The organism is Pseudomonas frederiksbergensis (assembly GCF_035751725.1).
Lineage (GTDB): Bacteria > Pseudomonadota > Gammaproteobacteria > Pseudomonadales > Pseudomonadaceae > Aquipseudomonas > Aquipseudomonas frederiksbergensis_A.
The window spans coordinates 5302859-5319117 of record NZ_CP142104.1 but is presented as its reverse complement, the minus strand read 5'-3'; the positions used below and the strand labels follow the sequence as shown (position 1 = coordinate 5319117).

Here is a 16259-nt window from a genome sequence, read left to right as displayed (position 1 = left end):
CGAGGTCATTAGGCCGCGACTCAGTACCCGAATTTCTTGACGACCATAGAGCATTGGAACCACCTGATCCCATCCCGAACTCAGAAGTGAAACGATGCATCGCCGATGGTAGTGTGGGGTTTCCCCATGTGAGAGTAGGTCATCGTCAAGATTCAATTCCGAAACCCCTATCTGCTGATGCAGGTAGGGGTTTTGTTTTGCCTGCAGGAAAGTCATTTTGTGTTTCTATGCAACGGTCCTGTGCATGGCTATCATGCGGGCCTCATTATTAGGGCGCAGTCTCCATGCTCACGTTGCTAAAACTTCTGAAGGATGGTCGTTTCCATTCAGGCCAGGCGCTCGGTGCTGGGCTGGGCATCAGTCGCAGTGCTGTGTGGAAGCAGTTGCAGCATCTGGAGGCAGAATTGGGATTATCTGTTCATAAGGTCCGAGGCAGGGGATATCAGCTGGCTAGGCCGCTATCGCTCCTGGATGCTGCAGAGATCTGCGCAAAAGAAGGGCTTGCATGGCCTGTTTATATTCATGACTCCATCGACTCTACCAATGCTGAAGCGTTGCGCTCTATAGAGCGCGGAGCGGAGGCGCCTTTCCTGGTCTTGGCTGAGCGCCAGACCGCAGGGCGGGGTCGTCGTGGCCGAAAATGGGTCAGCCCGTTTGCCGACAACCTCTACTACAGTCTGGTCTTGCGTATTGATGGCGGCATGCGGCAAATCGAAGGGCTGAGCCTCGTCGTCGGTCTTGCTGTCATGCATGCGCTTCGTGATTTTGGTATCACGCGGGCGGGGCTGAAGTGGCCTAACGATGTTTTGGTAGGTGATAAGAAAATTGCCGGTATCTTGCTCGAATTGGTAGGTGATCCGGCGGATGTCTGTCATGTCGTCCTGGGTGTCGGGATCAATGTAAATATGCAATCGACTGATGAAGTTGATCAGCAATGGACATCCATGAACTTGGAGGCCGGGCGGGTATTTGATCGTAACGATCTCGTGGCGCATATGAGCACCAAGCTCCAGCAGTATCTGGAATTGCACCGCGCGTCGGGATTTGCGGCGATCCAGCTTGAATGGGAAAAATATCATTTATGGCAGGGTCGTGCCGTTTCGCTAATCGCAGGTGTTAACCAGGTTGATGGCGTTGTAATGGGAATCGACCGCCAGGGAGCGCTGCGTTTGAAGGTGGATGGTGTGGAAAGGTTCTTTAGCGGCGGTGAGCTCAGTTTGAGGTTGCGTGATGATTCTTGAGCTCGACTGCGGAAACAGCTTCATCAAATGGCGCGTCCTTCGCTCCGATGGCGTAACACCTGTGGAAGGTGGAGTGGTTGGTTCCGATGATGATCTGCTGGCCAGTCTGAATGACGGCCAGAAATTCCAGTTGAATAAGTGCCGGCTGGTCAGTGTCAGGACGCTCGAGGAAACCGACTCGTTAGTCTCGTCCCTGGTGAAGGCTTTCGGGGTGTCTGTTGTTCGTGCCGTGCCGGCTCGAGAGATGGCGGGCGTCACGAACGGCTATGAGGAATACGAACGGTTAGGTCTTGATCGCTGGCTTGCCATGCTTGGGGGCTTCCACCTCGCTTCCGGCGCATGCCTGGTGCTCGATTTCGGTACGGCCGTTACAGCAGACTTTGTTGGGGCGGACGGTAAGCATCTCGGGGGCTTCATCTGTCCAGGCATGCCTTTGATGCGTAACCAGTTGCGTACCCACACTCGGCGAATTCGCTACGACGATACCGCCGCTGAGCGAGCCCACGAAAGCCTTGCTCCAGGTAGAGCGACTGTCGAAGCGGTTGAGCGCGGTTGTATGCTGATGCTCAGGGGCTTTGTCCTGACCCAGCTCGAATTGGCGCGGCAATATTGGGGAGAAAGCTTCGAAGTATTCTTGACGGGAGGGGACGCCAACTTGGTTGCTGGGGTTGTTCCGAATGCCAAGGTTGCGCCTGACCTGGTTTTTGTTGGTTTGGCCATGGCTTGTCCTTTGTCTTGAGGTTTCTATGCGGTGGTTGTTTCTTTTATTGTTGGTTCTTAATGGCTTCTACTATGTCTGGCATCAGCAGGAGGCCCCCCTGCGCGCCAAGGATGTCACGCCCCTGAGCTTGTATCGCGGCGCGCAGCAAGACATCCATCTTCTGAGTGAAACGGCGGATTCGCTTGTCAGGCGTGACTTTGGCAAGTCCGGTGAGGCGCGCAAGAATTGTAACTATCTTGGCGGCTTTGCTAGTCCGGAGCCGGCCAGGCAGTTGGAGCAGCGATTGCTTTCGTTGGGGGTGATGGGTCGTACTTCGACGTTGAGTGCCGAGGGGGTTCCTGAGGTCGAAGGATTTTGGGTCCGGGTCCTTCCTGAAAGCGCGGTAAAGGTCAATGAAGGACTGGTCCAAAACCTTTCTAAAGAATTCAATGAGTTAAAGCACAAAATAATGCCTTGCGAAGGGGTTGCGCCTGCTGGGTAGTTTGCATAGAATGACGCCCGCTTCGCAGCGAAGACCTTTAATGGTTGTCAGTGCGAAGCAAGGTCAACGCAGCTAACCTCAGGTTTTTAATGAGAAAATGCTTGACAGAAGGCTGGCATGATATAGAATGCCGGCTCGCTTAGGAGGGGTTCCCGAGCGGCCAAAGGGATCAGACTGTAAATCTGACGTCTACGACTTCGAAGGTTCGAATCCTTCCCCCTCCACCATTTTTAGCGTGAGCTGCAAGCTCCGCGGGTATAGTTTAGTGGTAGAACCTCAGCCTTCCAAGCTGATGATGCGGGTTCGATTCCCGCTACCCGCTCCAAGTTTGCAGGTTGTGCAAAGTGTTTCGCTCTTGTAGCTCAGTTGGTAGAGCACACCCTTGGTAAGGGTGAGGTCAGCGGTTCAAATCCGCTCAAGAGCTCCATATTACAAGGCAGATATGAAAATATCTGCCTTTGTTTTAATGGCTTGTGTGACTTGCTAAATTCTTCTCCTAGGGGTGATTTCGATGGCTAAGGAAAAGTTCGAACGTAATAAGCCGCACGTCAACGTCGGTACCATCGGTCACGTCGACCACGGTAAAACCACGCTGACCGCTGCTCTGACCCGTGTCTGCTCCGAAGTTTTCGGTTCGGCCAAGGTTGACTTCGACAAGATCGACAGCGCCCCGGAAGAAAAAGCTCGCGGTATCACCATCAACACCGCTCACGTTGAATACGATTCGGCCGTGCGTCACTACGCACACGTTGACTGCCCAGGTCACGCCGACTACGTAAAAAACATGATCACCGGTGCTGCCCAGATGGACGGCGCGATCCTGGTTTGCTCGGCCGCCGATGGTCCGATGCCGCAAACCCGTGAGCACATCCTGCTGTCCCGTCAGGTAGGCGTTCCGTACATTGTTGTCTTCCTGAACAAGGCTGACATGGTTGACGACGCTGAGCTGCTGGAACTGGTTGAGATGGAAGTGCGCGACCTGCTGAGCACTTACGACTTCCCAGGTGATGACACTCCAATCATCATCGGTTCGGCTCTGATGGCTCTGAACGGTCAAGACGACAACGAAATGGGCACCACTGCCGTCAAGAAGCTGGTGGAAACTCTGGACAGCTACATCCCAGAGCCAGAGCGTGCTATCGACAAGCCGTTCCTGATGCCAATCGAAGACGTATTCTCGATCTCCGGTCGCGGTACTGTTGTGACTGGTCGTGTTGAGCGTGGCATCGTCCGCATCCAGGAAGAAGTTGAGATCGTCGGTCTGCGCGACACTCAGAAAACTACCTGCACCGGCGTTGAAATGTTCCGCAAGCTGCTCGACGAGGGTCGTGCTGGCGAGAACTGCGGCGTGCTGCTGCGCGGCACCAAGCGTGACGACGTTGAGCGTGGCCAGGTCCTGGTCAAGCCGGGCACCGTCAAGCCGCACACCAAGTTCACCGCAGAAGTCTACGTTCTGAGCAAGGAAGAAGGCGGCCGTCATACTCCGTTCTTCAAAGGCTACCGTCCACAGTTCTACTTCCGTACAACAGACGTGACTGGTAACTGCGAGCTGCCAGAAGGCGTTGAAATGGTAATGCCAGGTGACAACATCCAGATGACTGTCACCCTGATCAAAACCATCGCGATGGAAGACGGTCTGCGTTTCGCTATCCGTGAAGGCGGTCGTACCGTCGGTGCCGGCGTCGTAGCCAAAGTCATCGAGTAAACAGTTGTAATGTCTTTTTCAGGCCGGCATAATGGTCGGCCTGATTTTGTTTTAGGTCAGTAGCTCAATTGGCAGAGCGACGGTCTCCAAAACCGTAGGTTGGGGGTTCGATTCCCTCCTGACCTGCCAGATTCACTCGGTGTGTCTGGCTTTCTTTTCACAGGATCTTCATAGATGACTCCTAAAGCTGAAGCTCAAGGCTCTCGCTTCGATCTGCTCAAGTGGCTAGTGGTAGTCGCTTTGGTGGCTGTTGGCGTTGTTGGCAATCAGTATTTTTCTGCTTCGCCGATCCTGTACCGAGTACTTGCATTGCTCGCCATTGCTGCTGTTGCTGCCTTTGTAGGCCTCCAGACAGCCAAGGGCAAGTCTTTCTTCGTACTCGCTAAGGAAGCTCGCACCGAGATTCGTAAAGTCGTATGGCCGACTCGCCAAGAAACCACGCAGACCACGTTGATCGTTGTGGCTGTTGTTCTGGTGATGGCGTTGCTGTTGTGGGGGCTCGACTCCCTGCTCGGCTGGCTTGTTTCCTTGATTGTTGGCTAAGGGTGTCCCGTGGCTAAGCGTTGGTACGTTGTGCATGCTTACTCGGGTTACGAGAAGCATGTTATGCGCTCGCTGATAGAGCGTGTGAAGCTGGCTGGCATGGAAGATGGCTTTGGCGAGATTCTGGTTCCCACTGAAGAAGTGGTTGAAATGCGTAATGGCCAGAAGCGCAAAAGTGAACGTAAGTTCTTCCCAGGCTATGTGCTGGTACAGATGGATATGAACGAAGGGACTTGGCACTTGGTCAAGGATACCCCTCGGGTGATGGGCTTCATTGGCGGTACCGCCGACAAGCCTGCGCCAATTACGGATAAAGAGGCAGAAGCGATTCTGCGTCGTGTTGCTGATGGTAGCGACAAGCCGAAGCCGAAGACGCTGTTTGAACCAGGTGAGGTTGTGCGTGTCACCGACGGTCCATTCGCTGATTTCAATGGCACGGTTGAAGAAGTTAACTACGAAAAGAGCCGGATCCAAGTGGCAGTGCTCATTTTCGGTCGCTCTACTCCGGTAGAGTTGGAGTTTAGTCAGGTCGAAAAGGTCTGATTGAACAGGCATCCCAACCCCGCAGCCCAAGGCTGTGGGGTTTTGTCGTCACTGGGATAAACGCGCAAGCAACCGGGGAGCCTTTCGAGGCGTTCGAACCCGTAATTGGAGTGCCTCATGGCCAAGAAGATTACCGCTTACATCAAGCTGCAAGTGAAGGCCGCTCAGGCTAACCCAAGCCCACCTGTTGGTCCTGCACTGGGTCAGCACGGCGTGAACATCATGGAATTCTGCAAGGCTTTCAACGCCCGTACTCAGGGTCTTGAGCCAGGTCTGCCGACTCCAGTGATCATCACTGTCTACAGCGACCGTAGCTTCACTTTCGAAACAAAAAGCACCCCTGCTTCGGTTCTGCTGAAGAAGGCTGCAGGTTTGACCAGCGGTTCCGCTCGTCCAAACACCGTTAAGGTTGGCACCGTGACCCGTGCTCAGCTGGAAGAAATCGCGAAAACCAAAAACGCGGATCTGACTGCAGCTGATATGGATGCAGCCGTGCGTACTATCGCCGGTTCTGCTCGTAGCATGGGCCTTAACGTGGAGGGTGTGTAATGGCTAAGCTGACCAAGCGTCAAAAGGCTATCGCCGGCAAAATCGAAGCAGGCAAGGCCTACAACTTTGTAGATGCCGCCGCTCTGCTGGCTGAGCTGTCGACTGTCAAGTTCAGCGAGTCGTTCGACGTTGCTGTGAACCTGGGCGTTGACCCACGTAAATCCGACCAGGTCGTACGTAGCGCAACTGTGCTGCCGCACGGCACTGGCAAGACTGTCCGTGTTGCCGTGTTCACCCAGGGCCCAGCAGCTGAAGCTGCTCTGGCTGCTGGCGCTGACCGCGTAGGCATGGACGATCTGGCTGCTGAAATGAAAGGCGGCGACCTGAACTATGACGTCGTGATCGCTTCCCCGGATGCCATGCGCGTTGTAGGCCAGTTGGGTCAGATCCTCGGTCCACGTGGCCTGATGCCTAACCCTAAAGTCGGCACCGTAACGCCAGACGTAGCCACCGCGGTTAAAAACGCCAAGGCTGGTCAGGTTCGTTATCGCACCGACAAGAACGGCATCATCCACACTTCCGTTGGCAAGATTGGCTTCGACGCCGTCAAGCTGAAGGAAAACGTTGAAGCCCTGATCGCTGATCTGAAGCGTATCAAGCCAGCTTCTTCGAAAGGTATCTACGTCAAGCGCGTTACCCTGAGCACCACTATGGGCCCAGGTCTGGTTATCGATCAGAGCTCGCTCGACGCGTAAGACAACGGTTGGCGCAAGCGATTACGCCAATCAAATATTGGGGTCCCTGCCTGGCGGGGGCTGTCCAAGACCGTAGGCGACGAAAGTCTTAAACCACAAGCCTACGCAGATGGTGCTCCCGGTTCCTTACCGAATCAGACACCAAAACGACATTCGGTTTCGATCGGATGAAACGGTAACAAGCAGGAGTTAAACCCGTGGCAATTAAACTCGAAGACAAGAAGGCCATCGTCGCTGAAGTCAACGAGGCTGCCAAAGCTGCTCTGTCCGCTGTCGTGGCTGATGCCCGTGGCGTAACAGTAGGCGCTATGACCGGACTCCGTAAAGAGGCCCGTGAAGCTGGCGTTTACGTACGTGTTGTACGTAACACCTTGCTCAAGCGCGCTGTTGCTGACACTGAATACAGTGTTCTCAACGACGTGTTCACCGGCCCGACCTTGATCGCGTTCTCCAACCAACATCCTGGCGCTGCTGCCCGTTTGTTCAAGGAATTCGCCAAAGGTCAGGACAAGTTCGAGATTAAGGCAGCTGCGTTCGAGGGCAAGTTCCTCGCAGCTAACCAGATCGACGTACTGGCAACTCTGCCGACCCGTGACGAAGCAATTTCCCAGCTGATGAGCGTGATGCAAGGCGCTACCAGCAAATTGGCTCGTACCCTGGCGGCACTGCGCGACCAGAAAGAAGCTGCCGCAGCCTAAGGCTCGACACCTCTTTTCGCGTTTTTTGTTTATTTCGATGGTCGCGTAGGCCGTCCCCCAATTCAGGAATTTAGTTTCATGACTATCTCTCAAAACGACATCCTCGAAGCAGTAGCCAACATGTCCGTAATGGAAGTTGTTGAGCTGATCAAAGCTTTCGAAGAAAAATTCGGTGTTACCGCTGCTGCTGCTTCCGCTGGTCCAGCTGTTGCTGCTGCCGTTGCTGAAGAGCAAACCGAATTCAACGTCATGCTGACCGAAGCTGGCGAGAAGAAAGTAAACGTGATCAAGGCAGTACGTGAGCTGACCGGTCTGGGCCTGAAAGAAGCCAAGGCTGTAGTTGACGGCGCTCCTGCCATGGTTCTGGAAGCTGTTGCCAAAGACGCAGCTGACAAAGCCAAGGCCGCTCTGGAAGAAGCAGGCGCTAAAGTCGAGCTGAAGTAAGCATCGACTTTGCGTCTCCAGCCCGAGCGTTAAGCGACAGGCTGATGGCTGGTGGCTCTTGCCACCGGCCTTTTTCCGTTATTGGCAGCCGACTGGGTCGGTGCTGATCACGAGCTGTAACCACCCGATGCGGTGGCGCAAACCATGGGGTTTGCACGATTTTCTGGCTGCTCCCGTCGGGAGGGGCCAAACAAGCAGGTGACCAAGCTGGGGAACGCTGATGGCTTACTCATATACTGAGAAAAAACGTATCCGCAAGGACTTTAGCAAGTTGCCGGACGTCATGGATGTGCCGTACCTCCTGGCCATCCAGCTGGATTCGTATCGTGAATTCTTGCAAGCGGGAGCGACTAAAGATCAGTTCCGCGACGTGGGCCTGCATGCGGCCTTCAAATCCGTTTTCCCGATCATCAGCTACTCCGGCAATGCTGCGCTGGAGTACGTCGGTTATCGCCTGGGCGAACCGGCATTTGATGTCAAAGAATGCGTATTGCGCGGTGTAACTTACGCCGTACCTTTGCGGGTAAAAGTGCGCCTGATCATTTTCGACAAAGAATCGTCGAACAAAGCGATCAAGGACATCAAAGAGCAAGAAGTCTACATGGGTGAAATCCCCCTGATGACTGAAAACGGTACCTTCGTAATCAACGGTACCGAGCGTGTAATCGTTTCCCAGCTGCACCGTTCTCCGGGCGTGTTCTTCGACCACGACCGTGGCAAGACGCACAGCTCCGGCAAACTGCTCTATTCCGCGCGCATCATTCCTTACCGCGGTTCGTGGCTGGACTTCGAGTTCGACCCGAAAGACTGCGTGTTCGTGCGTATCGACCGTCGTCGCAAGCTGCCTGCATCGGTACTGCTGCGCGCGCTCGGCTATACCACCGAGGAAGTGCTGGACGCGTTCTACACCACCAACGTATTCCATGTGCAGGGTGAAAACCTGAGCCTGGAGTTGGTGCCTCAGCGCCTGCGTGGTGAAATCGCCGTCCTGGATATCCAGGATGACAAGGGCAAGGTTATTGTCGAGCAAGGCCGTCGTATTACTGCTCGCCACATCAACCAGCTGGAAAAGGCCGGGATCAAAGAGCTGCAGGTGCCGATGGACTACGTCCTGGGTCGCACTTCGGCCAAGGTCATCGTGCATCCAGCTACTGGCGAGATCATCGCTGAATGCAACACCGAGCTGACCGTCGAGATCCTGGCGAAAATCGTCAAGGCCCAGGTCGTTCGTATCGAGACCCTGTACACCAACGACATCGACTGCGGTCCGTTCATCTCCGACACGCTGAAGATCGACTCCACCGGCAACCAACTGGAAGCCCTGGTCGAGATCTATCGCATGATGCGTCCTGGCGAGCCGCCAACCAAGGATGCCGCCGAGACCCTGTTCAACAACCTGTTCTTCAGTCCTGAGCGCTATGACCTGTCTGCGGTCGGCCGGATGAAGTTCAACCGTCGCATCGGTCGTACCGAGATCGAAGGTTCGGGCGTGCTGAACAAGGACGACATCGTTGCGGTGCTCAAGACCCTGGTCGACATCCGTAACGGTAAAGGCATCGTCGATGACATCGACCACCTGGGTAACCGTCGTGTTCGCTGCGTAGGCGAGATGGCCGAAAACCAGTTCCGTGTTGGCCTGGTGCGCGTAGAGCGTGCGGTCAAGGAACGCCTGTCGATGGCTGAAAGCGAAGGCCTGATGCCGCAAGACCTGATCAACGCCAAGCCTGTGGCTGCGGCGGTGAAAGAGTTCTTCGGTTCGAGCCAGCTGTCCCAGTTCATGGACCAGAACAACCCGCTGTCCGAGATCACCCACAAGCGTCGTGTCTCCGCACTCGGCCCAGGCGGTCTGACTCGTGAGCGTGCAGGCTTCGAAGTTCGTGACGTACACCCGACCCACTACGGTCGCGTATGCCCGATCGAAACGCCGGAAGGTCCGAACATCGGTCTGATCAACTCCCTGGCTGCCTACGCGCGCACCAACCAGTACGGCTTCCTCGAAAGCCCGTACCGTGTGGTGAAGGACGCCCTGGTCACCGACGAGATCGTGTTCCTGTCCGCCATCGAAGAGGCTGATCACGTGATCGCCCAGGCTTCGGCCACGATGAACGACAAGAAAGTCCTGACCGACGAACTGGTAGCCGTTCGTCACCTGAACGAGTTCACCGTCAAGGCGCCGGAAGACGTCACCTTGATGGACGTATCGCCGAAGCAGGTAGTTTCGGTTGCAGCGTCTCTGATCCCGTTCCTCGAGCACGACGACGCCAACCGTGCGTTGATGGGTTCGAACATGCAGCGTCAGGCTGTACCGACCCTGCGCGCCGACAAGCCGCTGGTAGGTACCGGCATGGAGCGTAACGTTGCCCGTGACTCCGGCGTTTGCGTCGTGGCTCGTCGTGGCGGTGTGATCGATTCCGTCGACGCCAGCCGTATCGTGGTCCGTGTTGCCGATGACGAAGTTGAGCCGGGCGAAGCCGGTGTCGACATTTACAACCTGACCAAGTACACCCGCTCCAACCAGAACACCTGCATCAACCAGCGTCCGCTGGTAAGCAAGGGTGATCGGGTTCAGCGCAGCGACATCATGGCTGACGGCCCGTCCACCGATATGGGTGAGCTGGCTCTGGGCCAGAACATGCGCATCGCCTTCATGGCATGGAACGGCTTCAACTTCGAAGACTCCATCTGCCTGTCCGAGCGTGTGGTCCAGGAAGACCGCTTCACCACGATCCACATCCAGGAACTGACCTGTGTGGCGCGTGACACCAAGCTTGGCCCAGAGGAAATCACTGCGGACATCCCGAACGTGGGTGAAGCTGCACTGAACAAGCTGGACGAAGCCGGTATCGTTTATGTAGGTGCTGAAGTAGGCGCAGGCGACATCCTGGTCGGCAAGGTCACTCCGAAAGGCGAGACCCAGCTGACTCCGGAAGAGAAACTGCTGCGTGCCATCTTCGGTGAAAAAGCCAGCGACGTTAAAGACACCTCCCTGCGCGTGCCTACCGGCACCAAGGGTACCGTCATCGACGTACAGGTCTTCACCCGCGACGGCGTTGAGCGTGACGCTCGTGCGCTGTCGATCGAGAAGACTCAGCTCGACGAGATCCGCAAGGACCTGAACGAAGAGTTCCGTATCGTCGAAGGCGCGACTTTCGAGCGTCTGCGCTCCGCCCTGGTCGGCCACAAAGCCGAAGGCGGCGCCGGCCTGAAGAAAGGTCAGGAGATCACCGACGAAGTCCTCGACGGTCTTGAGCATGGCCAGTGGTTCAAACTGCGCATGGCTGAAGATGCTCTGAACGAGCAGCTCGAGAAGGCCCAGGCCTACATCGTTGATCGTCGCCGTCTGCTGGACGACAAGTTCGAAGACAAGAAGCGCAAACTGCAGCAGGGCGATGACCTAGCTCCAGGCGTGCTGAAAATCGTCAAGGTCTACCTGGCAATCCGTCGCCGCATCCAGCCGGGCGACAAGATGGCCGGTCGTCACGGTAACAAAGGTGTGGTCTCCGTGATCATGCCGGTTGAAGACATGCCGCACGATGCCAATGGCACCCCGGTCGATGTGGTCCTCAACCCGTTGGGCGTACCTTCGCGTATGAACGTTGGTCAGATTCTTGAAACTCACCTGGGCCTCGCGGCCAAGGGGTTGGGCGAGAAGATCAACCGTATGATCGAAGAGCAGCGCAAAGTCGCTGACCTGCGTAAGTTCCTGCACGAGATCTACAACGAGATCGGCGGGCGCAACGAAGAGCTGGACACCTTCTCCGATCAGGAAATCCTGGATCTGGCGAAGAACCTGCGCGGCGGCGTTCCAATGGCTACCCCGGTGTTCGACGGTGCCAAGGAAAGCGAGATCAAGGCCATGCTGAAACTGGCAGACCTGCCAGAAAGCGGCCAGATGCAGCTGTTCGACGGTCGTACCGGCAACAAGTTCGAGCGTCCGGTTACCGTTGGCTACATGTACATGCTGAAGCTGAACCACTTGGTAGACGACAAGATGCACGCTCGTTCTACCGGTTCTTACAGCCTGGTTACCCAGCAGCCGCTGGGTGGTAAGGCGCAGTTCGGTGGTCAGCGTTTCGGGGAGATGGAGGTCTGGGCACTGGAAGCATACGGTGCTGCATACACTCTGCAAGAAATGCTCACAGTGAAGTCGGACGATGTGAACGGCCGGACCAAGATGTACAAAAACATCGTGGACGGCGATCACCGTATGGAGCCGGGCATGCCCGAGTCCTTCAACGTGTTGATCAAGGAAATTCGTTCCCTCGGCATCGATATCGATCTGGAAACCGAATAACACGTGACGCGAATCGAGAGCGGGGCTGTGTTGCCCGCTCTCTGCTCCGCCAGGAGGAAAGGCCTTGAAAGACCTACTGAATTTGCTGAAAAACCAGGGTCAAGTCGAAGAGTTCGACGCCATCCGTATTGGATTGGCCTCGCCTGAGATGATCCGTTCGTGGTCGTTCGGTGAAGTTAAAAAGCCGGAAACCATCAACTACCGTACGTTCAAACCCGAGCGTGACGGCCTGTTCTGCGCCAAGATCTTTGGCCCGGTAAAGGATTACGAGTGCCTGTGCGGTAAGTACAAGCGCTTGAAGCATCGCGGCGTGATCTGTGAGAAGTGCGGCGTTGAAGTCGCGCTGGCAAAAGTTCGTCGTGAGCGCATGGCGCACATCGAACTGGCCTCGCCAGTTGCTCACATCTGGTTCCTGAAATCGCTGCCGTCCCGTATCGGCCTGCTGATGGACATGACCCTGCGTGATATCGAACGCGTTCTCTACTTCGAGAGCTACGTCGTTATCGATCCAGGCATGACCACCCTTGAAAAAGGTCAGCTGCTCAACGACGAGCAATACTTCGAAGCGCTGGAAGAGTTCGGCGACGATTTCGATGCCCGCATGGGTGCCGAAGCTGTCCGCGAACTGCTGCACGCGATCGACCTGGAGCACGAGATTGGCCGCCTGCGCGAAGAGATTCCGCAAACCAACTCCGAAACCAAGATCAAGAAGCTGTCCAAGCGTCTGAAGTTGATGGAAGCCTTCCAGGGTTCCGGCAACCTGCCAGAGTGGATGGTGCTGACCGTTCTGCCGGTTCTGCCGCCAGACCTGCGTCCACTGGTTCCGCTTGATGGCGGTCGTTTCGCGACTTCCGACCTCAACGATCTGTATCGTCGAGTAATCAACCGTAACAACCGCTTGAAGCGCCTGCTTGACCTGTCCGCTCCGGACATCATCGTGCGCAACGAAAAGCGTATGTTGCAGGAAGCGGTCGACGCCTTGCTCGACAACGGTCGTCGTGGCCGTGCTATCACTGGTTCGAACAAACGTCCTCTGAAATCCCTGGCTGACATGATCAAGGGTAAGCAAGGTCGTTTCCGTCAGAACTTGCTCGGTAAGCGTGTTGACTACTCCGGTCGTTCGGTAATTACCGTAGGCCCGACCCTGCGTCTGCACCAGTGCGGCCTGCCAAAGAAAATGGCTTTGGAGCTGTTCAAGCCGTTCATTTTCGGCAAGCTGGAAATGCGTGGCCTTGCGACCACCATCAAAGCCGCCAAGAAGATGGTCGAGCGCGAGCTGCCAGAGGTCTGGGACGTTCTTGCTGAAGTGATTCGCGAACACCCAGTGCTGCTCAACCGTGCACCGACCCTTCACCGTCTGGGTATCCAGGCGTTTGAACCGGTACTGATCGAAGGTAAGGCTATCCAGCTGCACCCTCTGGTCTGTGCTGCGTACAACGCCGACTTCGACGGCGACCAAATGGCCGTGCACGTACCGCTGACGCTGGAAGCCCAGCTGGAAGCGCGTGCGTTGATGATGTCGACCAACAACATCCTGTCGCCAGCCAACGGTGAGCCGATCATCGTTCCGTCCCAGGACGTTGTATTGGGTCTGTACTACATGACCCGTGAAGCGATCAACGCCAAGGGCGAAGGTCGTGTGTTCGCGGATCTGCAGGAAGTTGACCGTGTGTTCCGTGCCGGCGAAGCCGCACTGCACGCCAAGGTCAAGGTGCGGATCAACGAAACCGTAAACGATCGCGATGGCAACAGCGTGACCAACACCCGTATTGTCGACACCACCGTCGGCCGTGCGCTGTTGTTCCAGGTTGTGCCAAAAGGCTTGTCGTTCGATGTCGTCAACCTGCCGATGAAGAAAAAAGCGATCTCCAAGCTGATCAACCAGTGCTACCGCGTGGTTGGTCTGAAAGAGACCGTGATTTTCGCTGACCAGTTGATGTACACCGGTTTTGCCTATTCGACCATCTCCGGCGTTTCCATCGGTGTTAACGACTTCGTTATCCCAGATGAAAAAGCCCGCATCATCGGTGCCGCCACCGAAGAAGTGAAAGAGATCGAAAGCCAGTACGCGTCCGGCCTGGTAACCCAGGGCGAGAAGTACAACAAGGTGATCGACCTCTGGTCCAAGGCAAACGATGAAGTTTCCAAGGCGATGATGGCCAACCTCTCGAAAGAGAAGGTCATCGACCGCCATGGCGACGAAGTCGACCAGGAATCCTTCAACTCGATGTACATGATGGCCGACTCGGGCGCACGGGGTTCTGCTGCGCAGATCCGTCAGCTCGCCGGTATGCGTGGTCTGATGGCCAAGCCGGACGGTTCCATCATCGAGACCCCGATTACTGCGAACTTCCGTGAAGGTTTGAGCGTACTCCAGTACTTCATCTCCACTCACGGTGCTCGTAAGGGTCTTGCGGATACCGCGTTGAAAACGGCGAACTCCGGTTACCTGACTCGTCGTCTGGTAGACGTTGCCCAGGATCTGGTCGTGACCGAGATCGATTGCGGCACCGAACATGGCTTGGTAATGACTCCGCACATTGAAGGCGGTGACGTTGTAGAGCCGTTGGGTGAGCGCGTATTGGGTCGTGTCATCGCCCGTGATGTATTCAAGCCAGGTACCGAGGACGTCATCGTTCCTGCCGGCACCCTGGTTGACGAGAAGTGGGTCGAATTCATCGAGCTCAACAGCATCGACGAAGTGATCGTGCGTTCTCCGATCAGCTGCGAAACTCGCTACGGCATCTGCGCCAAATGCTACGGTCGCGACCTGGCACGTGGTCACCAGGTGAACATCGGTGAAGCGGTCGGCGTTATCGCTGCCCAGTCCATCGGTGAGCCGGGTACCCAGCTGACGATGCGTACGTTCCACATTGGTGGTGCGGCAAGCCGGACCTCCGCAGCCGACAGCGTTCAGGTGAAGAATGGCGGTACCGTCCGTCTGCACAACCTGAAGCACGTTGAGCGTGTCGACGGTCACCTGGTGGCTGTGTCCCGTTCCGGTGAGTTGGCGATTGCCGACGACTTCGGTCGTGAGCGCGAGCGCTACAAGCTGCCGTACGGTGCTGTGATTTCGGTGAAGGAAGGCGACAAGGTCGACGCTGGCGCCATCGTGGCGAAGTGGGACCCGCACACTCACCCGATCGTTACCGAAATGAAAGGTACCGTGACCTACGTGGGCATGGAAGAAGGCATCACGATCAAGCGTCAGACTGACGAATTGACCGGTATGACCAACATCGAAGTCCTCGACGCAAAAGATCGCCCAGCTGCCGGCAAGGACATTCGTCCGGCTGTGAAGATGGTCGACGACAACGGCAAGGACCTGTTGCTGCCAGGCACTGACGTAATTGCTCAGTACTTCCTGCCAGCCAACGCCCTGGTCGGTGTTGCGGACGGTGCGCGGATCGCGATCGGTGATGTTATCGCTCGTATCCCGCAGGAAACTTCGAAAACCCGCGACATCACCGGTGGTCTGCCGCGTGTTGCCGACTTGTTCGAAGCCCGTCGTCCGAAAGAAGCCTCGATTCTGGCTGAAGTCAGCGGCACCATCGCGTTCGGTAAAGAAACCAAGGGCAAGCGCCGTCTGGTCATTACCCCGAACGACGGTAGCGATCCGTACGAAGAGCTGATTCCGAAGTGGCGCCACCTGAACGTTTTCGAAGGCGAACAGGTAAACCGCGGCGAAGTTATCTCCGACGGTCCGAGCGATCCACACGACATCCTGCGTCTGCTGGGTGTGAGTGCGCTGGCCAAGTACATCGTGAACGAAATCCAGGACGTTTATCGTCTGCAGGGCGTGAAGATCAACGATAAGCACATCGAGACCATCCTGCGTCAGATGCTGCGTAAAGTTGAGATCTCCGAGTCCGGCGACTCCAGCTTCATCAAGGGCGACCAGATGGAACTGACGCACGTGCTGGTGGAAAACGAGCGCCTGGCGAACGAGGACAAGTTCCTTGCCAAGTTCACTCGCGTACTGCTGGGTATCACCAAGGCGTCGTTGTCCACCGAATCGTTCATCTCGGCGGCTTCCTTCCAGGAAACCACCCGTGTATTGACCGAGGCGGCGGTAACCGGCAAGCGCGACTACCTGCGCGGCCTGAAAGAAAACGTGGTCGTGGGTCGTCTGATCCCGGCCGGTACCGGTTTGGCCTATCACAGCGAGCGCAAGCGTCGCCGTGATGCAGACAAGCCGTTGCGCGTAAGCGCCAGTGAAGTGGAAGCTGCACTGACCGAAGCACTGAACTCGAGCGGTAACTGAGTTCGGCGTTGATTAGGTGCCTGGCCCTGGCCACCCCGTTCGGCGGATCGAGACAAATTGTCGAGATTCGGCGGGCGGGGA

At 56.2% G+C, this 16259-nt stretch carries 12 protein-coding genes, 4 tRNA genes and 1 rRNA gene; all 17 read left to right on the top strand.

The features are described from left to right. Positions 1 to 35 precede the first annotated feature (35 nt). The 17 genes from rrf (at position 36) to rpoC (ending at position 16178) form a co-directional block, all read left to right on the top strand. Positions 36 to 151 (top strand): 5S ribosomal RNA (rrf, locus tag VQ575_RS23955). 133 nt (positions 152 to 284) lie between these two features. Continuing rightward, positions 285 to 1241: a bifunctional biotin--[acetyl-CoA-carboxylase] ligase/biotin operon repressor BirA gene (gene birA / locus VQ575_RS23950; protein WP_039594729.1), complete on the top strand. Its 957-nt coding sequence runs from the start codon at positions 285 to 287 to the stop codon at positions 1239 to 1241. Continuing rightward, a complete protein-coding gene (locus tag VQ575_RS23945) occupies positions 1231 to 1980 on the top strand; it encodes a pantothenate kinase (RefSeq protein WP_039594728.1) in 750 nt (249 codons plus the stop codon). The genes birA and VQ575_RS23945 overlap by 11 nt, the downstream gene beginning before the upstream one ends. A gap of 7 nt (positions 1981 to 1987) precedes the next feature. Beyond that, entirely contained in the window at positions 1988 to 2443 is a 456-nt protein-coding gene (locus tag VQ575_RS23940) for a hypothetical protein (RefSeq protein ID WP_039594727.1), read from the top strand. A 142-nt stretch (positions 2444 to 2585) separates the two neighbouring features. Then, positions 2586 to 2670 (top strand) — tRNA-Tyr (locus VQ575_RS23935). A gap of 24 nt (positions 2671 to 2694) precedes the next feature. Then, positions 2695 to 2768: transfer RNA gene (locus VQ575_RS23930), tRNA-Gly, on the top strand. 26 nt (positions 2769 to 2794) lie between these two features. After that, positions 2795 to 2870, top strand: a tRNA-Thr gene (locus tag VQ575_RS23925). Positions 2871 to 2954: 84 nt separating this feature from the next. Further along, the gene (tuf, locus tag VQ575_RS23920) at positions 2955 to 4148 is read left to right on the top strand and encodes an elongation factor Tu (protein ID WP_003186103.1); all 1194 of its coding nucleotides are present in this window, start codon (positions 2955 to 2957) and stop codon (positions 4146 to 4148) included. A 53-nt stretch (positions 4149 to 4201) separates the two neighbouring features. Continuing rightward, a tRNA-Trp gene (locus VQ575_RS23915) sits at positions 4202 to 4277 on the top strand. A gap of 45 nt (positions 4278 to 4322) precedes the next feature. Continuing rightward, positions 4323 to 4691, top strand: coding sequence for a preprotein translocase subunit SecE (secE, locus tag VQ575_RS23910; RefSeq protein WP_039594676.1), 369 nt, complete (start codon positions 4323 to 4325; stop codon positions 4689 to 4691). A 9-nt stretch (positions 4692 to 4700) separates the two neighbouring features. Then, on the top strand, positions 4701 to 5234 hold the full coding sequence (gene nusG / locus VQ575_RS23905) for a transcription termination/antitermination protein NusG (RefSeq protein WP_010443972.1): 534 nt from the start codon (positions 4701 to 4703) through the stop codon (positions 5232 to 5234). A 117-nt stretch (positions 5235 to 5351) separates the two neighbouring features. Further along, entirely contained in the window at positions 5352 to 5783 is a 432-nt protein-coding gene (gene rplK / locus VQ575_RS23900; protein WP_003176435.1) for a 50S ribosomal protein L11, read from the top strand. Then, the gene (gene rplA / locus VQ575_RS23895) at positions 5783 to 6478 is read left to right on the top strand and encodes a 50S ribosomal protein L1 (RefSeq protein WP_003186095.1); all 696 of its coding nucleotides are present in this window, start codon (positions 5783 to 5785) and stop codon (positions 6476 to 6478) included. Before rplK ends, rplA begins: the two co-directional genes overlap by 1 nt. A gap of 197 nt (positions 6479 to 6675) precedes the next feature. Then, the gene (rplJ, locus tag VQ575_RS23890; protein ID WP_039594677.1) at positions 6676 to 7176 is read left to right on the top strand and encodes a 50S ribosomal protein L10; all 501 of its coding nucleotides are present in this window, start codon (positions 6676 to 6678) and stop codon (positions 7174 to 7176) included. A 78-nt stretch (positions 7177 to 7254) separates the two neighbouring features. Continuing rightward, on the top strand, positions 7255 to 7620 hold the full coding sequence (gene rplL / locus VQ575_RS23885) for a 50S ribosomal protein L7/L12 (RefSeq protein ID WP_039594678.1): 366 nt from the start codon (positions 7255 to 7257) through the stop codon (positions 7618 to 7620). 220 nt (positions 7621 to 7840) lie between these two features. Beyond that, on the top strand, positions 7841 to 11914 hold the full coding sequence (rpoB, locus tag VQ575_RS23880) for a DNA-directed RNA polymerase subunit beta (RefSeq protein WP_039594679.1): 4074 nt from the start codon (positions 7841 to 7843) through the stop codon (positions 11912 to 11914). Between the two features lie 64 nt (positions 11915 to 11978). Further along, positions 11979 to 16178: a DNA-directed RNA polymerase subunit beta' gene (gene rpoC, locus VQ575_RS23875; RefSeq protein WP_045157082.1), complete on the top strand. Its 4200-nt coding sequence runs from the start codon at positions 11979 to 11981 to the stop codon at positions 16176 to 16178. Positions 16179 to 16259: the final 81 nt, after the last annotated feature.